Origin of the sequence: Streptomyces sp. C10-9-1 (genome assembly GCF_024497955.1) — a bacterium.
Classification (GTDB): Bacteria; Actinomycetota; Actinomycetes; order Streptomycetales; family Streptomycetaceae; genus Streptomyces; species Streptomyces sanyensis.
This window is the reverse complement of the sequence record NZ_JANHKP010000011.1, coordinates 155,255-178,523: the sequence shown is the minus strand read 5'-3', so window position 1 is coordinate 178,523 and position 23,269 is coordinate 155,255. Positions and strand designations below refer to the sequence as shown.

At 67.5% G+C, this 23,269-nt stretch carries 13 protein-coding genes and 4 pseudogenes; 9 read left to right on the top strand and 8 right to left on the bottom strand.

What is annotated here, in order from left to right:
- Positions 1-592 precede the first annotated feature (592 nt).
- Positions 593-715 (bottom strand): hypothetical protein, encoded by a 123-nt coding sequence (locus NPS70_RS17710; protein WP_256525252.1) that lies wholly within the window; start codon positions 713-715, stop codon positions 593-595.
- Positions 716-1,031: 316 nt separating this feature from the next.
- Positions 1,032-1,259 carry a hypothetical protein gene (locus NPS70_RS17705; protein ID WP_256525251.1) on the bottom strand — a complete coding sequence of 76 codons (228 nt, stop codon included), beginning with the start codon at positions 1,257-1,259 and terminating at the stop codon, positions 1,032-1,034.
- A gap of 899 nt (positions 1,260-2,158) precedes the next feature.
- Between NPS70_RS17705 and NPS70_RS17700 the strand changes: the two genes are divergently transcribed.
- The 4 genes and pseudogenes from NPS70_RS17700 to NPS70_RS28915 form a co-directional block, all read left to right on the top strand.
- Positions 2,159-4,282 (top strand): proprotein convertase P-domain-containing protein, encoded by a 2,124-nt coding sequence (locus NPS70_RS17700; protein ID WP_256525250.1) that lies wholly within the window; start codon positions 2,159-2,161, stop codon positions 4,280-4,282.
- 69 nt (positions 4,283-4,351) lie between these two features.
- Positions 4,352-4,480 (top strand): annotated as a pseudogene (locus NPS70_RS28920) (carbohydrate-binding protein); the annotation flags it as partial.
- Between the two features lie 576 nt (positions 4,481-5,056).
- Positions 5,057-5,281 (top strand): annotated as a pseudogene (locus NPS70_RS17690) (IS3 family transposase); the annotation flags it as partial.
- A 76-nt stretch (positions 5,282-5,357) separates the two neighbouring features.
- Positions 5,358-5,912 (top strand): annotated as a pseudogene (locus NPS70_RS28915) (DDE-type integrase/transposase/recombinase); the annotation flags it as partial.
- Positions 5,913-6,295: 383 nt separating this feature from the next.
- On the opposite strand, the gene NPS70_RS28565 reads toward NPS70_RS28915, so the two are convergent.
- The 4 genes and pseudogenes from NPS70_RS28565 to NPS70_RS17665 form a co-directional block, all read right to left on the bottom strand.
- Positions 6,296-8,848, bottom strand: a complete 2,553-nt coding sequence (locus NPS70_RS28565) for a LuxR C-terminal-related transcriptional regulator (RefSeq protein WP_305886002.1) — start codon at positions 8,846-8,848, stop codon at positions 6,296-6,298.
- Positions 8,849-9,396: 548 nt separating this feature from the next.
- Positions 9,397-9,885 (bottom strand): hypothetical protein, encoded by a 489-nt coding sequence (locus NPS70_RS17675; RefSeq protein WP_256525248.1) that lies wholly within the window; start codon positions 9,883-9,885, stop codon positions 9,397-9,399.
- A gap of 356 nt (positions 9,886-10,241) precedes the next feature.
- Positions 10,242-10,814 carry an ATP-binding protein gene (locus tag NPS70_RS17670; RefSeq protein WP_256525247.1) on the bottom strand — a complete coding sequence of 191 codons (573 nt, stop codon included), beginning with the start codon at positions 10,812-10,814 and terminating at the stop codon, positions 10,242-10,244.
- Between the two features lie 188 nt (positions 10,815-11,002).
- A pseudogene (locus NPS70_RS17665) lies at positions 11,003-11,173 on the bottom strand (transposase family protein); the annotation flags it as partial.
- A 264-nt stretch (positions 11,174-11,437) separates the two neighbouring features.
- On the opposite strand from NPS70_RS17665, the gene NPS70_RS17660 reads away from it, so the two are divergent.
- Entirely contained in the window at positions 11,438-14,299 is a 2,862-nt protein-coding gene (locus NPS70_RS17660) for an AAA family ATPase (RefSeq protein ID WP_256525246.1), read from the top strand.
- A 121-nt stretch (positions 14,300-14,420) separates the two neighbouring features.
- On the opposite strand, the gene NPS70_RS17655 is transcribed toward NPS70_RS17660, so the two are convergent.
- Both NPS70_RS17655 and NPS70_RS17650 read right to left on the bottom strand, forming a co-directional pair.
- Complete coding sequence (locus NPS70_RS17655) at positions 14,421-14,948, bottom strand: response regulator (protein ID WP_256525245.1); 528 nt, start codon at positions 14,946-14,948, stop codon at positions 14,421-14,423.
- A 23-nt stretch (positions 14,949-14,971) separates the two neighbouring features.
- A complete protein-coding gene (locus NPS70_RS17650) occupies positions 14,972-18,853 on the bottom strand; it encodes a response regulator (protein ID WP_256525244.1) in 3,882 nt (1,293 codons plus the stop codon).
- 191 nt (positions 18,854-19,044) lie between these two features.
- Between NPS70_RS17650 and NPS70_RS28735 the strand changes: the two genes are divergently transcribed.
- The 4 genes from NPS70_RS28735 (at position 19,045) to NPS70_RS17630 (ending at position 23,237) form a co-directional block, all read left to right on the top strand.
- Positions 19,045-19,377 carry a transposase gene (locus NPS70_RS28735; protein WP_308315023.1) on the top strand — a complete coding sequence of 111 codons (333 nt, stop codon included), beginning with the start codon at positions 19,045-19,047 and terminating at the stop codon, positions 19,375-19,377.
- A 1,034-nt stretch (positions 19,378-20,411) separates the two neighbouring features.
- Positions 20,412-20,858: a MarR family transcriptional regulator gene (locus NPS70_RS17640; protein WP_256525242.1), complete on the top strand. Its 447-nt coding sequence runs from the start codon at positions 20,412-20,414 to the stop codon at positions 20,856-20,858.
- Between the two features lie 130 nt (positions 20,859-20,988).
- A complete protein-coding gene (locus NPS70_RS17635; protein WP_256525241.1) occupies positions 20,989-21,510 on the top strand; it encodes a hypothetical protein in 522 nt (173 codons plus the stop codon).
- A gap of 827 nt (positions 21,511-22,337) precedes the next feature.
- Complete coding sequence (locus NPS70_RS17630) at positions 22,338-23,237, top strand: DUF4765 family protein (RefSeq protein ID WP_256525240.1); 900 nt, start codon at positions 22,338-22,340, stop codon at positions 23,235-23,237.
- Positions 23,238-23,269 lie beyond the last annotated feature (32 nt).

The following is a 23,269-nucleotide window of genomic DNA, read 5'->3' as shown; positions in this document are numbered from 1 at the left end:
AGGTCGGGGTGCTGTCCTGTGGGTGAGCGGACAGCCAAGCATCCGGGCGAAGCGGAAGACATGGGTGATTCGCACCCAAATGGCACGGCCGGGGTGCACCCCGGGCGGGTCCGCAGCCCAACCTGGCGGGAGGCTGGGGGGCTGGGGCGGAACGCTCTGCGCAAGGGGTGTTCCGCCGGGTGACCGACCGATGGCCTTGGGGTTCAAGGGCGCCGGGATCCGCGGGGCGCCAAGTGGTGGATCCCCCGCCGGATGTGGCGTTCCGCTCTCGTGAGGGAGCCATCCGGCCACGTCGCGCCTTGCCTTCCCGCTGGAGGCGGCACTTTGGCACGGGGTGGCGAAGTGGTGTCGCCTGAGCGCAGGGTGCGGTCTGGAACGCGGAGTACTTGGCTCCTTGCACCGCGTAGTGGGAGGCGGCGCTGTACGGCGGTGGGGCCAGCGCCGACCGTGCAGTCGGAGCGCGGTGCAGGGCAGGTGCGTTCTGCTGGGTCCCGGGTCGGGTCCTGGCTCGTCCCCCGCATCCCGAGCTGCCGGGCACCGCGCGTCCCTCGCAGGGCGGCCGCAGCCCAGCTCTCCATCCCTGCCGGAGGGGCTACATGCGCATCCGCCCATCCAACTCCAGGGCCAGGGCGTACCTGATGTCGATGCGGCACGGGACCGTCTCCGCCGCCTGCCGGTCGGACAGGTTGAGCAGGAGAGAGACTGGGGCGGCCATCGCGTGGGTATCAGGAGATGAATCCATGGTCACTCCACAGCCTGTCAAGGTGGTCGCGCACCTACATCGCCGTTGTGGCGCGAGGGGTGCTGGCTCGTGCCATCCGAGCCGTGAGCTCTGGCACCATCGCACCGGTCCGGGGACGAACGGACACTGATCACCTTGGGAGGCCACGGCTACACGAACCATCCGAAGTGTCCTGAACCGCCGATGGCACCGTCCCGGGAATCTCGAGATCCCCGAAAGAATAGCCACTGACCTGGGAAAACGTACTCCGGAGCCGTGGGCAAGCGGCGCCGGAGCCTCCTCATGCCCATCACCGCAGGTCAGCCCTCAGATCCGCCCCGCCGCATGCCCACCAGCTGCCGAACTCGGGCGGCTCTCGCGCTCGGACTGCTGCCGGTGGACCGCCGGCGCGCAGACCCGCCAGGAGCAGCAGGCCACCGACGACGCCCTGCTTGTGGAGATCCGTGAGATCGCCACCCAGCACAAGGGCACCTACGAAGTCCAGCGCGTCCATGTCGAGTTTCGCGACTTCGGACATCCGTCAACCGCAAGCGCGTTGAGGGCCTTATCCACGCCAACCGGCTCAGGGCCGTACGCCCGGTTCCGGCGTCCACAGGATCTCTCCGGGCCGGTGCTGTCCAGTCGGTGCCCTACCTGGGGCTGCTTGCGGAGCCTTGTTCGGGTCCCTGTCGACTCGGGTCGTGCCGGGGGCCGCTGTCTCTGGCACGGGGCCCGGCGGTGTGGGGCTTGGGTGTGTGCTACGCATGTGGCGGTCGAGGTCCGGATGCTTTCCTGTCGGTCCGCTCCAGCGACAGTGTTTGATCGGGACCGTGTGTACCGGTCGCTGCCCCGTAAGGAGGCGTCCGCCATGTCCTTGCCCTTGACTTCCCGGCCGGGGAACAGCCGGAACAAGTTCCCGGCGCAGGACGCACCACCCCCACGATCGTCACCCGCCTCGGGCGAGACTCCCGCCCAGTTGGCCTGCCCGCACGGCACCCCCGGCAACAGCACCCGTCCGCGCACCGCCGTCCCCCACCGACCTCCGGCGAGTCCGGCACGCACCTGTGACGCCCGCAAGGCGGGTCCACTGACAGGAGAGCCTCCATGCCACGGCACCTGACCCTTCCACGCCCCCGCGCACCGCCGACGCGGCCGCACGGCACCGGCACCCCTCGCCTGCGGCCCACCACATCCAGCAGGCACGGAACATGCGGCACGCCAATCCGCCCCGGATCGGAAGGCAGGCACACCCAGGCACCCAACGGGAACCCCACCGCCGTTCCGCTCCGGGACGTGCTTCAACCCGCGCGTCGCAGCATCCCCGGCCCCCGCGGCCCAACACTCGGTCCTCCCCCCAAGACAGAGGTCACCATGTCGACCACAGTCCCGCCGCAACCTGTGACACAACCACACCCGGCACGCATGACCCTGCGAGCCGTGCTCGCCTACCTCCTCACCGCCACACTCCTTGCCGCTTCCATCGTCCTGGCCACCGCCACCGCCAGCCACGCATCACCAGGCAACCACCGCCCGGCCACCTGGAACATGCAGGGCGCCTCCAGCTCCAGCGACAGCAAATGGACCACCACCGTCTCCCGCCTCCTCACGGGCGGCCACAACTACCGGTCCCACGACGTGGTCGCTCTCCAGGAAGCCGGCCCCCGCAGCAGCCTTCCCGGCGCCGTTCTGCGCGCCGGCACCATCACCAACGTCAACGGCAGGCAGGCTACATACGACTACGAAGTCCGCAGATGGCGTGTCGGCAGCGCGAGCCGCGGCCGGGATGTCTTCATCACCTGGCTGAACACCGACCCCACCGGCAACCGAAACAACGTCGCCATCGTCACCTACGAAGACCCAGGAACCCCTCCCACAGTCGTGGCCGCGCGCCAGGCCAACAACACCAGTTGGGGCATGCGCCCAGCACTCGGCGTCCGACTCTCCGACGGCAGCTGGTTCTACAGCTTCCACGCCAGCTCCAACGGCGACAACCGATCCAACGACGCCCAGAACATGCTGTTCGAGGTCAGCAGTCGTGGAGGGCAGTGGGCCGTCCTCGGCGACTTCAACCGTAACCCCGTCAACCTTTTCACCATCCCCGCCGGCTCGCAGATCTACCGATCCTATCAGGGCACCCAACAGGGTGGCGGCGAACTGGACTACATGGTCTCCAACGACAGATCGAACATGATCGGTTGGAACGGACGCCGCCTCAACGGCGCAAGTTCCGACCACTACCCCGTCGAGTTCCTGTGGCAGGCCCACGGCGGACCCGAAGGCGAGAACCGGGTTCACCTCGAGGACGATCCGAGGCGGTGCCTAGCGTACGCCCCGCAAATCTCCGATCACATCGCCCAGGTAAGGCCATGTGACGACGTCAACGCGACTAATTTCGGCATGCACCCAACTCTTGGATTCTATCTGGAGACGCCAGACCATGTAAGGTGCATCGAAGCAGCTAGCCAGCCTGTACCGTTTCAGGTTCAAATCTTCGTTGATATCGATGATCCTGATCCTAATTTCGGCCACTGCAGTGGGGATATAAGCGAGAAATGGGTACACAAGGAGGACACCAATTTGCTCTATAATCTGGCGTGGGACGCCTGCATGAAGCATCTCGACGGTGAAGCCTGGGGGCAGGTGTGCCAGCCCGACAGGTCGGAGCAGCGGTGGATCAGGACTGGGGACCTCCCCTACGTCTGGGACTTCGTGCCGGTCCCCGGTCCGTCGACCGGTACGGAGGACGCTCAGACCAGCGGGTCCGGCGGCTCGGGTAGTGGTTCTTGCCCCATGCCGTCTGGCAGTCTGGACCCCTGTCACCACATCTCCAAGCGCAGCACGACCGATGTGAACATCGTCGACAACAGCACGGTGCACAGTCCCATCGCTGTCAACGACATCGGCGGCAGTGCCCCGTCCAACCTCCAAGTCGGCGTGGACATCAAGCACACCTACCGTGGTGACCTCGACCTCCACGTCGTCGCACCCGACGGGAGCAGCTATCACCTGGAGGACATCCCCAACGGCGACAGCGGTGACGACGTGTTCAAGTCGTACACGGTCAACGCCTCCTCCGAATCCTCCAACGGTACGTGGCAGCTTCGCGTACGAGACACCTACACCGGTGACGAGGGCTACATCGACGCCTGGAACCTCACCTTCCCCAACGAAGGCTCCTCCGGCGGCTCCTCCGGCGGCAGTTCCTCGGACTATACCGCTGGGGACTTCGAGAACACCGACAACAAGACCATCTCCGACTACACGACGGTGGAGAGCCCGATCGCCGCGTCGGGTCTCGGTTCCGGCAGCGCCCCGTCCAATCTCAAGGTCAGTGTGGACATCAAGCACTCCTACATCGGGGACCTGAAGATCTGGCTCGTCGGCCCCCAGGGCGGGCAATGGCTCCTGGAAGACCCCCTCGGCAGCGGTGTCAACCTCCTCAAGACCTACACCGTGAACGCCTCCTCCCAATCCGCCGAGGGCCTGTGGAGGTTGAAGGTGGAGGACAACGCCGGAGGTGATGTGGGCTATATCGACCGCTGGAGCCTCACCTTCGACTAGAGCTCCGGTGGCTCGGGTGGCTCCAGTGACTCGGGGGATTCCGGTGACTCGAGAGGCACGTGGACGGCAGGAACCTGGTACTACGTCGGCGACACGGTGACCTACAACGGGACGACCTACCGTTGCATCACGGGACATGGGGCGGCGTTCGGATTTGAGCCACCGAACATGCTGGGGGTGCTGTGGGAGCAAGTGTAAGGAACTGACACCACCAACCAATGCAGGCGGCCCGGGCGCTCCCGAGAGGGGGCGCCCGGGCCGCCCGTCTGCTCCCTCAAGGAACAGGCCGTCCGCCGGTTCCCTCACTGCGCAGCTACCATGGCGCGCCCATAGACAGAGGGCCAGGGAAGGAAGTGTGTGCCGGGTGGCCGGCCGACCGATCCGGGCCTTCGGGTGCGGGAGCGGACGGCGATGGCATGGCGATGCGTTCTCAGGTTGTGAGTCCGAGCGTGGCGGTTGCGTGCTGGGGCGTGACCGGTAGTGATCGACTGCGGCAGTGATGAAGCTCCGCCATCTTGAAGTGGCTGGTCAGGGGGCTGGTGCGGGGCTGTGGTGGGGTGCTCGCACTGCTCGCGAGCAGCAGTCGGGGGCGTAGATCGTCTGGCAGGGGCGGTTTCGTGGATTCCAGTCCATGGGTCGGAGCCGCACGTACGCTGCGGCACATGATCGGGGACCTGTCCCCGCGTGGTGGACACCTCTGAGCCCGGCCCCGCAGGGGGCCAGGATAGGAGGGATCTCTCATGGTGATGAAGGTCTACTCGCCCGAGTTCAAAGCGCCCCGTGCATGCCGAGTGGGACGCCACCGATGGCCAGCCCCGCATCACCGCCGAGCTCCGCGAGGCGGGCGAGCGCGTGAACCGCAAGCGCGTCGGGCGGGTCGTGCGCAGGTACGGCATCGCCGGGCTGCCGCTGGGCAAGGGCCAGGTCACCACCGTGCCCGAGCCGTCCGCCAGCCCCGTGCCGGACCTGCTCCGGCTCGACTTCACCGCGAGTCCGCCAACACCCAGTACGTACGACAACGCCCTCGCCCGATCGTTCTTCCAGAGCATCAAACGAGAACTGCTTCACCGGAAGACGCTGGACCGGGGACATCACCTGCATGCCGGTGGGCGACGGCGGGGTCCTGTATCTGGCGACGGTGATCGACTGCTTCTCACGCCGCCTGGTGGGCTGGCCCATCGTCGACCACATGCGCACCTTGCTCCGCCTCCCGATCAAGGCGTTGCGACGATCAGTTGAATCTGTCCGGTACAGCGCGGCTGCCTTCGCCGACATCTGCCGCCGGCACGGCATCCACCGAAGCATGGACCGGATCGGCTCGAGCAGCCCCGTCGGCTGGACAGATGCCATCGTCGCCCCCTCCCGGGGCGATGTGAGGAACGGAAGCAGACGTTCCGACGGCCTGCTTCTTGGTGATCTGGGTGTGGACGGGGACGCTGAGTGGATTGAGCCTGACGTTGTCGCCACCGGAGGACCAACCGACTGTGCCGTTCTGGTATCAGAGCGGGATGACGGGCACATCGGAGACCAACAGCTTCTCGGCGGCCTGGTACTGACCGGCGGCGGCGGACTTGGCCGGGTTGGCATCAGGGTCTTTGAGAAGTGCCGAGGTGGGTGGCTCCCCTGCTGAGAAACGGATGTGATGGCTTGTCGTCTTCTGCCGGAAGCGCCCCTGGACGCAGAACAGGCATGGCCACTGGTGGTCATGTGGGTGGCGTGTCCGTATGAGCACCAAGCGGGTCCATGCCTGCGCACCCGCCTTCCTTCATGCCGTCATGCCTCCGGCGACTGGAGGAAGCCTCCGGCCCAGACTCGCTGGCGACAGCCGCTGACCTGCGGCGATATCCGGCCACGGTTCCTGGCCCGCGGGCCCGTCGCGGCATCCGTCATCCATGAACGGCCCTCCTTGCCTCTGCGGCTGCTGCCGTTCTGTCAGGCGCTGCCTCGATCACGGCGATCGGCGAGTGCGTCGCCGACGCGCCGCAGCGCGTCTGCGGGCTTGGGGTGGTGGGGTCAGGAGGTGGTTGGGGAGTGGAGGGCTTGGGGGAGTGCTTTGCGGGTGGTGATGCCGAGTTTTTGGTAGGTGTTGGAGAGGTGGCGGTCGATGGTGCGGGGGGAGAGGGTGAGTCGTCGGGCGATTTCTGGGGTGCTGTGGCCGGCGGCGGCGAGGAGAGCGACTTCTCGTTCGCGGGGGCTGAGTGGTTCCGCCGTGGTCATGGTGTCGAGGAGGTGGGTGGTGTTGCCTTCGTGTGCTTGGCGGGCTGCTGTGCCTTGTCGGGCAGCTGCCGTGGCGTGGCGGGTGTGGCCTGCGTGTGTGTGCAGGCGCCAGGTCACGGCCCAGGCTTCTGCGGCGTACAGCGGTGTTCCAGCGTTTTCGAAGCGTTCGGCTGATTGGGTTGTGGCGTCCGGGCAGCCGGCTGCGGCTGCGCGGGCGAAGTCGGTGCGCAGGCGGTCGAGGGTTCCTTGAAGGCGGTGAGTCCAGGGGCCGCACAGTTGTGCTGCGGTGTCGAAGTGGCCGATGCGGGTGAGTTCGTGGACGATGCGGGCCAGTTGTCCGAGGGCGTCGTGGTGTGCGGCGTGTCCGGCGGCCTTGGCCAGGAGGGTCGCTGCGTGCTGTCGGCGCCCGAGGAAGGCTTCGTGTGCGGCGTGTGACAGCACGGTGGTGTCGCTGGCGTAGGTGCGCAGGGCGGCGGGAGTCAGGCCGTGTGCGGCGGTGCGGACGGCTTCGGGGGAGCCGAGGCGGGTGGCGGTTTCCAGGGCTCCGGCGCGGGCGAGGCGGATGGTGTGGGCGTGTGCGGGGCTGAGGTGGGCTGTGCGGTAGATGTGGTGTGCTTCGGCCAGGGAGCCGTACTCGGCGAGGAGGCCCGCGAGCAGGATGCCGGTGTGGCTGACCAGGGCGGGGTTGTTCGCCGCCGCGGCGTCGCGGATGTACGCCCTGAGGGATTCGATCGCCTGGGTGGGCTGTCCTGTCTGTGCGCGGGCGAGGGCCAGGTATGCGGGGATCAGCAGGGTGCCCGGGCTGGCCGGGGCGTTGCTCCGGGCCTTGCCGGTGGCCTGGTGTAGGCGTGGTGCGAGGGCCAGGCAGTCCTGGGGGCGTCCCATCAGCAGCAGTGCTCGCAGTGCCGTCGGGCCTGCGGCGGCCACTCGTGCGGGGTCGGGGTCGTCGAGGTGCAGTTGTGCGGCGGCGAGCGCGGCGCGGCAGGCCCCGTTGTCCAGGAGCTTCTCCGCCGAGGGCGTGGGGCGGGGGGCGGCGGTGGCCCGGGGGCGGTTCCGCTGGTGGGGCAGGTGCGGGTGGGCCGCGTCGGTGGCCGGTGTGGGCTTCCCGCGCACTTGCCTCGGAGGAGGGGCGTCGTGCGGGGCCGGTTCGCCCGCCGGGGCGGCGGTGTCTTTGGTCGTCCCGTGCTGGGTGAGCAGGGCGCGGTAGTGGAGTGCTGCGCGGGGGGAGTGGTGGGTGTGCCAGGCGTGGCGTGCCAGGCGCAGGGCGGTTGCCCAGTCCAGTGACCACCATGCGGTGGTTGCGGCGTGCAGGAGTTCGTCCTCGCCGAGGGGGGTGCCCAGTTCGGCGTGCCAGGTGGTGCGTTGGAGGTGGAGAGCGTCGTGGGTGGCGGGGGTGCCGTCGAGTAGGGCGAGGAGGGTGCTGAGCAGTCGGCGCCGGCGCAGCGCGGGCATGTGGGGGGTGATGGCGTGGGTGGTCAGGGGGTCGGGGGCGAGCGTGTGCCCGGTGGGGTGGGTGTGGCGTGTGTGGATGAGGCGGCGGCGTTCGAGTTCTTCCCAGGCGGCCTCCTGCGCCAGCCGAAGTGCCGCGGTGAGCGGGAGCGGGCCGCTCAGACACAGGTATTCCAGGGCGGTGCGGCTCGCGCGGGGCAGGCGGTGCAGCCGGGGGCGCAGCAGGTGCAGGACCCGGGGGGCGGGCGCGTCGTGCTCGCGCAGGTGGTGGAGCCCGTCGCGCAGGGTGAGAGCGCCGGACTCGGCCGCGTCGGCGACGAGTTCCTTCAGGTGCACCAGGTTTCCGTCGGCGAGGAACGCCAGGCGCGCGGCGGCGCCGTAGTGGACAGGCTGGGGCAGAAGGCCGTTGCAGATGGCCGTCATGTGGCCGTGACTGAGTGGAGTGAGGGGGATGCGGTCGACGAGCCCGTCGTGCCACAGGGCGGCGAGCGGGCCGGGTGCGTCGGTGTGCCCGGGACCTTCGGGGAGGGCGAGGACGGCACGGCAGGAGGAGTTCTGCAGCAGGTGCCGCACCACGGCGAGGGAGGCGTAGTCCAGTCGCTGTGCCTCGTCCACGCACAGCAGCAGCGGTCGCCGATCGTTCTCCCGGGCCAGGATCGCGGCCGCCTGGGCTGGCCGTTCAGGCACGTCCAGGCGGGCGGCGCCCATGGCGACGGCCAGTGCGTGCAAGGGCTGCGGGGTGGCGGTGTCGTCCGGGGCCACGGTCAGGGGGCGCATGCTGCGGGCTGAGGCCAGGGCTGCGGCCTCGCGCAGCAACCGTGTGCGCCCGCTGCCAGCGGCGCCGGCGAGGGCCAGACCGCGGTGTATGTCGGTGTGCAGCAGGCTCTGCAGCCGGCTCATGACATCCGCACGGCCGGTCAGCGGGGGATCGGCGGCAGGGGTGTCGCTATGCCGGCCGGCCAGGGGTGATGCCGGATGCGTGGGGGGGTGCATGTGCATGAGAACTCAAGAGGGTCTGAGTGATGGCGGGGCGGTGTCGCGGAGCCCAGGGCGAGGCGGTGACGCAGAACGGCGTCGCCGACCGAATGCGCCTCCAGTCGCCCGCGATCGACGGCAGGGAGCGTGGGAGCGTGGTCTGGCCATAAGCGGTGCCGGGCGGACGTGCGCTTCTTCGGAATTGAGCGCCCGTGGCCAGCGGCCTTTCCTTTTGTCGCCCGCGCCGCGGGCGGCGAGGCTCGCCCGGTCCTCCGGAGGGGGATTTGCAGCTCATACTGCCCAATTTCTGAGGACGCGGCGGGCACTGAACTGTCGCATGGTGCCCCGATCGTCGACGACCCATAGGGTGTCCGACGCTGCTTCTCTACGAGCCATTCGGATGACTGCAGGCCTTCCGTTGGGAAGAGTGATGTCCTTGCCCACCCATTCGTTCCATGCGGGATTCAAGCGGATCATGACGGCCTCGTCTGGTGTGTGTCGCAGGTCGACCGGTAAGGCATTTCCAGGACAACGCACCCGGCGTCCTGGAGGTAGGCGATCACGGCGCGTGCTTCCAGGTCGTCGATGGAGAAGACGAACGGTCCTGGGATCAGGACGGTATTGAACTCGCCCTGGTTGACCCTCTGGATCAGCCATTCCAGAAAAGGTCGTGTTTCCCTCGAAGACGGGCCGTTGTCGAAGAAAACAGCCGGTTCCGGGAACCCCATGACCCGGGCGCACATAAGCAGGGCGTGGCGGTGGCTGATCATTTCCCACCGGTCGTAGGGATGGCAGCGCAGATATATCGCCATCCGTATGCTCTCACGGTTTTCCTCCGGGCGGTTCATGACGATCAACAAGTCCTTCCTGAGAGTCATTTGGTCCGAAATGCCGGATATGCATACACTTTCCTCCTCTTTGAGGAGAAGGGTTAGACGCGGTCCCGGGTCCAGGTTTTCCAAGGCCGAAATCGGTAACATCTCATACCGGTCGAGAGGGATTCATAAGAGCAGTCCGCGCCGAACCCGCAGGGGCGCATAGGTGGTGTAAGGGGGATGCGTAGGTAGCCCCTCCCGCAGGAGGCAGCGGTTCGGCTACAGGTCGCCAAGGCGGACGCGCGGTGCCCGGCAGCGCGCGCCTGCCGGCTGCGACTGCGTGGTCGGGCGTTGGCCTCCCCGCCCCCCGCCCCTGCCGCACAGGGGCGCCACTGCCACGGCGTGGTGTACGGGGTCAAGCGCTCTGCGTTCTCGCCGGGAGCCCATGGGCGCCCTTCACGGAGTCACGGCATCTGCCCGACCTCGTGTGGGTAGCAACGCAGCTATGCGGCCGCGCGGTCCGGGACTGTGTTTCGTGTGGGCTGCTGCCAGGTCCCAGGTTGACGCCGCTCTTCGGATCGGTTGGCGGGCAGCGTCGCCCCGTGATCTGTCCCGCTGTGGCAGGGGCCGGCAGTGGTGTCTTCGGCGAGGGCAGCAACGATCTGCTGGCCGCGGCCGTGTTCGTCGGCTGAGCAGCTACTCGTCCATGTCCCGTCCTGCGGAGCCGGCCCGCCGTCGATGACGTCGATGTGCAGCCTGGTGCTGCCGTCCGCTTCGGAGGTGGTCTTCAGGTGCAGGGCGACGGGCGGCAGAGCGTGCTCGACTGCGTTGGTGACCAGCTCCGAGACCACCAGCAGAGCGTCGAAGACCTCGTCCTCCTGGATTCCCCAGCTGGCAAGCACCTGCCGTGCGTGGCGCCTGGCTGTGCCGGCTGAGGTCGGGTGGTGCGGCAGAGCATGCTCGTCCTGGTGTACGACGTCCGGGTAGCGGCTCGCCTGGGATTCTTCTGGGGTGTGCGCCGGAACGCTGGTGTCATCGGTGGGCTGGGGGACGCGGAAGCCGGTCATGACGATCATCCGGGGGTGCGGGGCGGAAATGGCTTGACGTGATCCTTTCTAGGCCCCGCCCCAGCTGCGGCACATTAGGGAACTCCCCTAGCCTTGGCCCCAACAGATTCTGCCCGCGCCGGACCCTAACTCTGCTCCACCCCGGCCCAAGCGCTGTGCGACGCCAGGAGCAGTCGAGCATTGAGCTTTTTCCATCCTCACTCTGAGCTGGTCAGATGAAGGGTGAGGGCGGCTTGGACGAGGCTGGCGATCCGGGTGGTCGAGCACCGGATTTTGCGGAGGAGTCGCCAGGACTTGAGGGTGGCGACGGCCTGCTCGACGAGGGCTCGGATCTTCGTGTGGGACCGGTTCACCGCCTGCTGCCCTGAGAGAGGGGTCCCTATGCCTTGTCGGCGTGGCACGGGATGCCGGCCTCGGTGAGGGCGTCGACGTCCGCCGTCAATCACAGGGGCTCTCACCTCGGCTGGACCGGGCACCGACAGCGCACACCATGTGAGTGCCCTCGACGCCCGCGCTGTCTCACGGACGCCGATCTCCGACGTCACTATCCCGCTGCCTCGTCACTCACCCGGATACACCGCCAGACTCGGCGGTGACAGGCTGCAGCGTGCGGCCGGGCGCATACTGGACATATGGAGCGCACCAGCGCCCTGTATGAGCGCGATTCCGAAGTCAGCGCTCTCGCCAGCTTGATCACGCTGGCCCAGACGGGACAGGGAAGGTTTGCCGCTGTCGAAGGACCGGCGGGTATCGGCAAGAGCAGCCTGCTCACCCAGGTTCGCAATATCGCTGTGCCATCCGGGTTCTCTATCGCCACCGCCCGTGGTACCGAACTGGAGCAGGAGTTCTCCTTCGGTATCGTGAGGCAGCTGTTTGAGCCGCTCCTGGCTGTCGGCGGTCCCGAAGAACACAAACACCTGCTGTCCGGCGCGGCCGGCCAGGCCGCTCCTGTCTTCGGGCCCGTTCCGGGTGACGCCTCCACTGCCGACCGCGATTTCGCAGTTCGTCACGGATTGTATTGGCTAGCCTGCAATCTGTGCGAGGAGCGGCCTGTGGTATTCGTCGTGGACGACGCCCACTGGGCAGACATCGCCTCGCTGCGGTTCCTCCTCTACCTGCAGCCGCGGCTGAGCCCCCTCAAGCTGTGCGTGGTGCTGGCACTGCGGCCGGACCAGCCTGCTGCTCAGCGTGACCTGCTAGATCGGATCATCAGCGACCCCGTCTGCCAGGTGCTACGCCCCAAGGCACTGAGTGCCGATGCCGCCTGCAGTCTCGTGCGCCGTGAGTTCGCCAGAGCTGCACCGGGGGAAGAGGTGGAGGACGCATTCCTGGCTGCCTGCCACCGCGCCACGGGGGGCAACCCCCTGCTGCTCAAAGAGACGACCGCCACCTTGCTTGCCGAGAGCGTCGAGCCCCGAGCGGTGAACGCCGGGCAGGTGACCAGCCTGGGACCGCGCGCTGTCGCCCGCTGGGTATCGTTTTGGATCCATCGCCTTCCGGCACGGCACCTGGCTCTCGCTCGGGCGGTAGCCGTTCTCGGCGAGGACACTCCGCTGGAGCAGGCAGCGGCGCTGGCCGACGTACCCCTGACCACAGCGATGCAAGCCATGGCAGATTTGCAGCGCATAGAACTCCTCCGGCCCAGCAGCGGCCAAGGGCCGTCCGCGTCGACCGGCTACGCCCATCCGGTGGTCCAAGCCGCTGTCTACCACGCCATGACCCCAGAACGGGCATGGGCCGCGCATCGTCGAGCTGCCGACCTGCTATCCCAGGCAGGCGCCGAGGCCGAGAAGGCGGCTGCACATCTGCTGCGCTTGCCGCCGGCCGGGGATCCGCAGCTGTTGAAGATCCTGATGCGAGCCGCCCGTGACGCACATAGCCGGGGTTCTCCGCACGCGGCCGCGACCTACCTGCGGCGGGGGCTGGGGGAGGCGTCTGCCCCCCGCGAGCGCCTAGAAGTCTTGCACCAACTGGGGCGGACCCTGCGGCTCACCGACACTGATGCTTCCGTGCGCTACCTGCAAGAAGCCCTGCCGCTCGCCAGTAACGTCCACCACCGTGCAGCGGTCGCCAGCCTGCTGGGCAACGGGCTGCTGCTGTCCCAGCGCATCCCGGAGGCGCTTGAGGTGTGGCGACAGGCCCTGGCGCAACTGCCGCCCGGTGAGCCGGATCTCACCGCCAGGCTGAAGGCGGACATTCTCTGCATTCCACTTTTCGAGCCAGCTGCTCCCGATCTGCGGCAGGACCTGCTCCGCGAGGTCGGTCGCCAGCGGCTGCTGAGGCCGGGATCGACTCTGGGAGGAAAGTTCCTGGACTGCGTGATCGCCGTGCACGACGCCGTGGTCGGCGACCCACGCGCCGTGCCGCGGGCGCTGCGGGCTGTACAGGACGGGGAACTGCTCCACCGGGCCATCGGTGCAACACCACTGGCCCTGGCCTGGTGGGTGTTGATCTGCGCTGACCGGCCAGAAGCACTCACCAGCCTGGACCACGCGGTCACCCAAGCCTACCGAGAGGGATCAACCAGCAGCCTGACGACAGCCCTCACCTACCGCGCCCTGGCCTGGCTGCGACGCGGCAGCCTGACCGAAGCCGAAGCCGATGCCCGCGACGCCATCCAAGCAACCGAGACCGCAGGCATCAGCCTGCACCGCCTCATCCTCGGCCCGCTCCTGGCCGACATCCTCATGGAGCAAGGCCACCTGGACGAAGCAGAGCAGGCACTGGACTGGGCCCTGAAAGGCGACGCTCTCCCTCTCACGGGTCTCATCTACCACCTCCTGCTGCGCCGCGCGCAACTCCTGCGCCTGCAGGCCAAGCCAAGCGACGCCCTTGATGCCGCCCTGGCTGCAGGAGACGCCTTCCTCGCGGCCGGCGGACAGAACCCCGCAATCCTGCCCTGGCATTCCGAGGCAGCACTGTGCCTTCACCTGCTGGACCGGGATGAGGAAGCCCAACCACTGGCTCTGGAGGAAGTACGACTGGCCCACGACTGGGGTGCGCCCCTTGCCCGGGGACGGGCACTGCGCGTCGCCGGGCTCGTCCACCGCGACGAGCAGGGCACAGCACTCCTCCAACAGGCGGCGCACCGGCTCCGGTCCGGGCCGGCCCGCCTGGAGTACGCCAAGACAGCCGCAGAACTCGGTGCCGCCCTGCGCCGCGCTGGCCAGCGTAAGAACGCTCGGAGGCTGCTGACCGAGGCCTGCGACATCGCCCGACGTTGCGGCGCACAGCCACTCGTCCAGCAGATCAACGCCGAACTCAGAGCCGGCGGAGCCCGCCCCCGTAGCCCGCTCGCTGCCGGAATCGACGCCCTGACCCCCAGCGAACGTCGCGTCGCCGAACTGGCCGCCGCCGGCAGATCCAACCGCGAGATCGCCCAAGCCCTATTCGTCACACCAAAAACCGTCGAAGCTCACCTGGCCAGTTCCTACCGCAAGCTCGACATCAGCAGTCGGCGACAGCTGGGTGAGAAGCTTCCTGCGCCCGCATGAACGAGTCCCACAGCGGAAAGTTCCGAGCCGAACCCCTGCCCCATCACATCAGGTCTCGTCGTGTCCAGGCCGGTTGACCGTGATCCAGGCGACGTGGACGCTGATAGGGCACTCCGCATGATCAGAAACACTTGCCTGCGACGGAAATCAGAGTGCGTGCGAGTTCCCCGAAGCCGTCGCCCCGGTCGGCCACGGTCTTCAGCGAAGCGGGATCGAACAGGCCCTTCCCGGCAGCGGTGACGGAATCTGCCAGCAGGTCCAGCTGCTCCTGATGATCTTCCTCGAGTTGCTTGAGCCGGTTGCGCAGCAATATGCCGTCGAGTCTGGCCATGAGGAGCCTGGAGTTGAGTGGCTTGGGAAGGTAGTCCTCGGCACCGAGATCAAGGCAGCGCATGACGCTGTCCATTTCGTCCAGCTGTGAAATCATGATCACGGGGATGTCCCGCAGAGCGGGATCGTTCTTCATGATCTCCAATGTGGCGTAGCCGTCGAGGCCCGGCATCAGGATGTCGAGCAGTACGACGCTGAAGAGATCGGTGCGCATCATGCTGAGTGCCTGCTGCCCGTTCTCGGCAGCGGCACAGTCGATTCCGTTGATCTCCAGGCGGTAGGTCAGCATCATGCGGTTGGTCCGGTCGTCGTCAACCACCAGTACATGCTCTGTCTCATGAGTCATGATGTGAGCTCGGCTCTCAGCTTCTGCAGGGCCTTCCGGCACCTGTCGTATTCGGCCTCGATGCGTGGTATGAGCGGTGCCACGTCGACGGTCCTTCCGGCCCGGGCCTTGTCCTCGGCTGCTGCACACAGGGATTCCAGGACTGACGCTCCGAAGGTACTGGCGTTGGATCGCAGGGTGTGGGCTGCACGCCGGACTTCATCGGGGTCGCCTGCTGGTACTCCTCCACGGATAGCGGCGACCAGCGCGGGAGAGTCCTCCATGAACGCGGTGATGAGTTCAGCGACGAAGGGCCCGCTGAGGGAGCCGACGAGGCTGTGCACCGTCTCGGCCTTGAGGATCCGGTCGCTGTCGTGTGGCGCTACTTCCTCCTTTCTCGGCGGACCGGGGCCATGCGCCGACGTTCCTGCCGATGTCCGGCCCTGTGCCGGCGGCCGCCCGGGTTCCTCCTCGCGCCGCCGGCACCGCTCAAGCGCGCGTGCGAGTTCTTCGAGGCGCACAGGCTTGCTTACGTAATCATCCATGCCTGCGGCCAGGCATCGTTCGCGATCACCGGCCATGGCGTTGGCTGTCATGGCGATGATTCTCGGCCGGGCTGCGGGTGCCCATTCCCGATGGATGCGGCGTGATGCCTCGAGCCCGTCCATCCGCGGCATCTGGACGTCCATCAGGACCACGTCGTACCTGCCGTGCCGGAGTGCGTCCAGGGCCTGGAGGCCATCTTCCGCCGTCTCTGCGTCGTATCCGAGATTTCCGAGCATGCGCAGTGTGATTAGTCGGTTCGTCGGATTGTCTTCCGCGACAAGGATGCGCAGGCTCGGCATTGTCGTCACCGGTACGGAGGGCGCGGACGGCTGGGCCGGTGAGGGCTCGGTGGAGGGGCGGCGCACACCCAGAAGCCGACACAGTTCGGCGTGCAGGTGGTCGGCCTTGATCGGCTTGGTGTGGCAACTGTCGAATTCGTCGAGCGTCTCGGAGTCCTGACGGCCGACCGACGTGAGCAGGATGAGTGGAAGCGCGGGTTTGTCCCGCCGCTGGCGGATCAAGTTGGCAAGCGCCACGCCGTTCATCTCCGGCATGTGGTAGTCCAGAATGCCGACGTCGAATGGATCGCCTTGGCGGATCCAGGCCAAGGCCTCCTGAGGTGATTCCGTAGCCCGGACGACCATGCCCCACGATTCTCCCTGGAGAGTGAGGATCATGCGGTTGGTAGCGTTGTCGTCGACGACGAGCAGGCGCTTTCCCTCAAGCTCTGTTCCTCCAGGTTCCAGGGGAGCTGCGCGCATGGCGGCGGGGACCTGCCGTGTCTGTATGGTGAAGTGGAAGGTGGAGCCCTTGCCTGCAGTGCTCTCGGCCCACATGGTGCCGCCCATGAGGTCAGTGAGGCGGAGACTGATCGCGAGCCCCAGCCCGGTCCCCTCGAAGCGCCTGCTGCTGGCGGCGTCGAGTTGTTCGAAGGCATGGAACAGCAGCTTCATACGGTCGGCGGGAATGCCGATTCCGGTGTCACGGACTGCGAAGTGAAGCATCAGCGGGCGGTCCGCAGTGTCGTCATCGGCCGCTTTGGCGGGCGCGGCCTCGTTGCCGGCAGGACTGACCTCGTTTTCTGCCTCCGCTGTGACTGTGAGGACGACTTCACCCGACTGTGTGAACTTCACAGCGTTGCTGAGAAGGTTGCTGATGACCTGCCGGAGGCGGACCGGGTCTCCCAGCACCTCTTCCGGTGTTCCTGGAGTGATGATATAGGCGAGATCCAGATCCTTCTGGGACGCTCGGCTGGCGATGAGGTCGAATGCTGATTCGATGCAGCGGCGCAGGTTGAGGGGCTTGTTGTCGAGGTTGAGCTTTCCAGCCTCCATCTTGGAGAAGTCCAGGATGTCGTTGATGATTGCCAGGAGGGTTTCGCCGCTGTCGCGAATTATCTGAGCGAAGTTCTGCTGCTCCTGTTCGAGCGGGGTATCAAGGAGAAGGTCGGTCATACCGATCACGGAGTTCAGCGGGGTGCGGATTTCGTGGCTCATCGTAGCGAGGAAGGTACTTTTGGCCTCATTGGCCGCCTCTGCCTCGCTTTTCGAGAGCCGTAGATCTTCAGCAGCCTGCGAGCGTTCCAGTACCCATCCCAGTTGGGTGCCGACGTTCTGCATCAGCTTGCGCAGTGCTGTGTCCGGATCCGTGTGTGCGGGCGCCAGGAACTCGAGCACTCCCCTGACCTGCTGGCCCTGAAGGATGGGGAACGCCAGATAGGTTCGGAGTTCGACTCCTGCGGCCTGCCGTTGATTCGCAAGGTCAGGATCGTCGTCGAGGTCTGTGATCCATGCTTTGTCACTCTCCAGAGACTGCTGGGCCGCCGCTCCCAGTGACAACCTGTGGACGGCTTCGATCAGGGCCTTCTGATCATCCGCAGCCGCCGGATCGTCGAAGTGCCAGACGCCGGAGGAGACCATGGGCGGAGCTGAGTCCTTGTGCAGTGGAGCATCGTGCCCGGATGAGACAGGAGCTGGGACCAGGCGTACGTGCCCGACTGGCCATCCCATGTAGGAGCACACCAGTTCCACGATGGTACGGCCCGCCTCTGCCGGCTTCGATGCAACGTTCCCCGCAGAGGCGACGCCCTCCAGCAGTTCCAGGGAGGCGTTCTGCCGACTCAGCTCTTCCGTGCGTTTCCGGACCTTGCGTTCGATGGCGGTGTAGCTCTCCTGCAGTGATTCAGCCATGGCGTTGAAGGCGTGCGCCAAGGCTGCGATCTCATCCCGGCTCTTGACGCGTGCGCGTTGCCCCAGATCGCCACTGCTGACGGACTGCGCGGCACGCTCCACGCTGGACAGGTCACTCACCATTCTCCGGCTGACCAATGCGGTGAACACGATGATCAGGGCGAGTACGCCGCCGATGCTCGCCAGCGTTGTCGCTCTGTTTCTCATCTCGGTGTTCTCGCGCTCCTGCAGCACGTCCTCCGCCTGGTTGATTACGGCTTCCGTCAGCTGGTTGTTGGTGAGCTTGGTATTCTCCAGCTGCTTGAGGTAAGCCTCAAGCGGCCCGGTCTCGCGACCAGTCGCAGCGAACAACTGCTCGCCCATCGTGTCCAGGCCCTCGGCCTCCGTGTTCAATTCTTGCAGCAGGGGACTGAGCGACCGCTCGACTTTCGGAGATTCAGTGAATGCCCGGGACAGGCTGACGCTCAGGAATTCGAGGTCGTGTGCGACAAGTTCGCTGAGACGCGCGATCGTGCGTTTATCATCTGGAGAAGCCCCTTGCGCCAGTACGGACTCCGTGGCGTCTCCGAGATGGTATAGGCGATTGGTGATCTGCGGCTCCCACTGTGTCAGCGTGCTCAATGCGTAGCCGCTGTCCAACTCAGGGTCGAGCGCCATTTGGGAGGTGTCACCGACGTACCCAGCAAGATTGATCAAATTGAGGATCAGGCGGTCGTACAAGACATCGGTGTCGGGGTTTTTCTGCCTGATCTTGATGTTCTCCCAGTCGGCGGCAAGTACCTCCGGGTTCAGATCGGACTCTCCTCTCTGAGCGAAGTCGTTCTTCTGGACCGAGATCCTTGATTTCGAGGCTGGGTCCACGGCGAGCAGCATATTGAAGCCCTGGTCAATGGCCCTCTCCGTGCTTGCGACCTCGTTACGAGGAACCGGTTGCCCTCTGCTTTCGCGGCTGGACAGGGAACGATGATGGGAGACGTCTCGCAGCAAGGTGGTCAAGGGCTGGATGTAGCTGAGTCCGGTGATCTCGCTTCTGGTGATTTCGATTCTGGCGTTCTGCTCGCGGATTAGGTAGGTCGCCGTCAAGCCGAGCGGAATCATAAAGGCGAGGCAGATGGCTGCCAATTTGTGCCAGATGCGCGGCCTGATACGCACGCGCTGCTTCATCCGCGCCCTCGTAGCGTCGCCGGGTCGCTCGGCCGTGTCCTCCGCTGTCCTTCTCGTGCGACGCATGCGTCACTCCGTAGTCGGCTGGATCAGGGCCGTGGCAGCCCTTCGGCCAACGGGCCGCAGCTGCCTACGCCAAGCTTCCACGTAGTAAGTGACGAATGCGGCCTGTGGGCTGTCACCCGTAGCGGGTGAGTAAGCCACCACCTCGCCGGCCGGCCAGACGGTCATCCGCCCCCGTCCCGCGCTCGCCAAGCGCGACATCGCTCCCGCACTCAGGCGCTGCAGGCACAGCAGCGGCACACATCCCGGTGCTCCACCCAAGGCCACAGCAGACCACCACCAAGTTCACCAGGCCCCATACACACAATAGGCCAGCCCTGGCCATAGCGATGCTTCAGCGGGCCGTGCAGGCGAAGGTGCCGTTTCGGCGGGTGGCTGCGGACGAGGTCTACGGCGACAACCCGGCTCTGCGATCCTGCCTGACCGGCCTGCGGCTGTCGTATGTGCTGGCCATCGGCTAACGGCACCGGCTCGGGCCGTGCGGAGAGAACGTCCGTACCCTGGCGGCGATCCTGCCCGAGGAGGTCTGGGAGATCTGCTCAGCAGGCGACGGCGCCCACGGACCGCGCGATTACGCCTGGGCGCTTGTTCCGCTGAGGACCGCGAGGCCGCCGACGGGTTCGCCGTTTCACTGCTGATCCGCCGCAACCCGACCACTGGCGAGCGGGCGTACTACGTGGTGCACGCGCCGCTGGAGACGACGCACACAGAGATCGTCTGAGCCGCAGGCGCCCGCTGAGCGATTGAGGAACGCTTCCAGGTCGCCAAGAACGAGGCCGGCCTTGACCGCTATCAGGTCCCCCACTACCGGGCTTAGTAACGGCCCATCACCCGGGCCATGGCCGCCGCCCACCTCGCCGCCCTGCGGGACGACATCGACGGAGAAGGGAAACCGGCCGCGACCAGATCCGACTGAGCGTGAACGAAATCCGCTGCCTTCCAGCCAAGATCGTCCATACCGGAGGGCAAGAGACCAGACACATCCTGCACTCGTCGCACTGGCGCCGCTGCCACCAGCACCGAGCCCGCCTCAGCCACTATCGACGCCACGGCCACCGCCCCCACAACTGCGACTGCAGCAATAGATGCGCGGTTCGCTGTGCGAGCATGGTCATGCGGTTGTTCTCCTCCGGGCGGACGTCCGTAACGGCGTGGGCCTGGGTGGAGTCACCACGTGGCGGAACCGTGATGAGTCACGCCGGAAGGGGACAAGCTGCTGATCAAGCCAACGGGTGGGCAGGGCCGAAGCCCGTGTCCAGCAGACATCTCGGGGGAACGGCAGTCCCTGACGGGACGTTGGTTGCGGACGCCTTGACGAAAGACATAGAGGCCCCCGGCGCGCACGCCCCGGCGAACAGGGGGAGCTATGTACGACAGCACTGTTAGATCAGAGGCCATGAGCACCCCGCCACCCCCGCCCGCAGGCCCCGAGATCCTCGGCACCCGCCTGCGCACCCTCCTCCACCTCCTGGAGGCCGACGTGGCCGCCGTGTAGATGGCGCTCGGGCTGGAGGGCATGCGCCCGCGCTACGCCCCCTTCCTGCGCACCCTCGCGGACCGGGGTCCCTGCTCCATCCGCGACCTGGCCGCCGCCACGAGCGTCACGCACTCGGCGGCCAGCCAGACCGCGGCCCAGCTCGCGACGGAGGGGCTGGTGACTGTCGGACGCGGCGAGGACGCCCGGCAACGCCTGGCGCGGCTCACCTCACGGGCCCGCGGGATGCTGCCGCCGCTCGACGCCGAGTGGCAGGCCACGGCCGCGGCGGCCGCCGCCTTCGAGGCGGAGCTGTCGCACGCGCTCGGCGAGCTGGTGGAGGAGGCTATCGCCGTCCTGGGGAGGAGCCCGCTGCGCGACCGCATCGCCGGGATCGCGCCCCATCTCACGCTCCGGCGCCGCGGTCGGCCCGCCACGCCGGTACGGAACCCGGTCGGCCCCGCATGATGACCCGAATGCCCTACAGCGATCGCGGCGCAGTGTGGCCGCTCGTAGCGTTCCTGTGATCGAGGAGCACACCCCGACCTGCGCGGAAACGGTTCCCGCGGATGCTCCTCGGGGACCCGGAGGTCCGCCCATGCGTGCGATACGTGCCGCATCCGCCGCTCTTGGAGCGGCCGCACTCGCCCTGACCGCATCCGCCCCCGCCGTCGCCGTGAACAACACCCCCTACGACTTCTCGGTGACACCGTCGACGGTGTCCGCCGGCGGCAGGGTCACCCTGACGGCGGGTGGCTGCCCCAGCACCACGACCGTCACGTCCGGCGTGTTCGACACCGTGACGATCCCGCGCAACGGCGCCGCCACCGCCGTGGTCGACTGGGACGCCCGTCCCGGCGCCGTGTACTCGGTCCAGTTCAACTGCACCGGGCGGATCGGGACCCTCGACCTCAGGATCGCCGGCGGCTCCTCCACGCCGACCGCGAGTTCCACCCGCTCCGCGGTGACCATCGCCCCCTCGGGCGTCAGCGGCGGCGTCGGCGGGAGCATCGGCGGAGCCGGCACCGCGGAGATCGCCGCGGGCGGCGCCCTGGTGGCGGCCGCGGCGGCGGCGACCGTCCTGGTCGTCCGCAGGCGGACGGCCGACCGGCGCCACTGACGCGTCCCCGCGGCCCGCGGTGCGGCGGCCCTCCGGACGCGGCCGCCGCACCGTGCGACGACGGGCGACGAACAGGCTGCCGTCCACCGCTGCCGAGGCGACGAGACCCGCACCGATGGCCATCTCGGTGCTGGAGGGGCCGACCGCCCCCCCGAGACCGCCTTGGGCTCCACGCCCCGGGCGTACCCGGAAGTAGGCGCTGGCGGTCTCCGCGCTGTTGTTGCAGCGAACCGACGCCGACGCCCTCGCATGGGCCCGCCGCAGCCGACCCGGGTTCTCCAAGGCGGCCATCCGCGACGAGGTGGCCCGCGACCTCCTGCTCGCGGTGGGGCGGTGCGGCGAGAGCGAGCTCGACGCGGAGGCGTCCGCGCGGGGACTGATCCGGGTGCAATGGGAGTGCGACTGGGCTCACGAAGCTGGATGCCCATCGAGGACCGGACGGATGACCGGGAGTCATCGATCCCGTCGGTGTCTATCTCGGCCGCGGCCAGATGCGCGTGCACACCTGCCTGACCGACCCGACCCACCCGCACCGTCTCAGCTTCCGGGTCAAGGCCCGATCCTCTTCGAGGGCGAAGCCGGGCAGTCGATGACGCCGCCGCGTGCCAGGACCTGGGGCCGCATCGGGCACACGCCCGTCGTCCGCGTCCATAGACGGGGGTCCGGCCGGGTCTCGATGGCGGGCATGGAGCTCTTTCCAACCTGTCGGGCTGGAAAGAGCTCAGTGCCTCCTGGCATCCTCAGCCTCCGCAGCATGTTCCGGCCCGAACTGCTACAGCCCGTATGTCCACTTCCACAACGCCGAGGAGCCGCACCGGACGACGACCGTGGACAAGGTCAACCTCGGACTCGGCATCCTGTCGGCCGTGTTCTCGGGGCTGCCCGAGGGCGGCGGTTTCAGGCCAGGCGTCACTGAAGGAGGGGTCGGCACCAGAGGAGCCGGCGACGTCCGAGCCGTGGAGGCCGAGCACGCCGGGCGCAGCGGTGAAGGCTCGGGCGAGTCCGGCGGCAGACGCCCCGCAGGGCGCCCCGAGGTGGCGGAATCACCGAGAGTACTCACCGACGGTGGTTCGTCGGAGGCCCCGGGGGCCACCGGCCAGGCAGCGGAACTGGACCGGGGAGTGGCATACACCGTGCCGTCGGCATCGACGGGCGCAACGTCTGACCTCGCGCTAGAGCTCAAGACGCTCGTGATCGAGGGGGCGGAGACAGCCGCCGGTGACCCGATTCGCTACTCGACCGGCCCGACCCGGCTCCCCGAGAGCGACCCCAACTACGACTCGGACACGGACGACTTCGACGAGTACTACCGCGACAGGCTTCCGCAACCCACGTCTCAGGCGAAGGTCGCGGAGGCGGTGGCCGGCAACCCGGACAAGACCGTCACGCTCTGGCGGGGCACACGCGTGAGCGTGGCCGACGCCATGGCGAGGAACGGGTCGGCGTCAGGGGACACGGCAGACACGAAGACGGGCCCTCCGGTGATCGTCGGCGACCAGGTGGCCCGGGGTGGTGTGCTGCCGGAGTTCACGACCAGTCCGGGCATCGCCGAAGGGTTCAGCCACGGGAGCGCGCTCGTCGTCGTGGACATCCAGGCGAGGTACCTCGCCCGGGGCAGCCACGGCGAGGACGGCTGGATCTCCAACCGCACCGCACCCGTGACGGTCCGCGCCATCGTCGACCGAACCGGAGGCGCATCAGGCGGCGCCAGGCCCAACGCCTCCTGAGCGATCCGGCCCTGTACCGCGAGCGGCAGGCG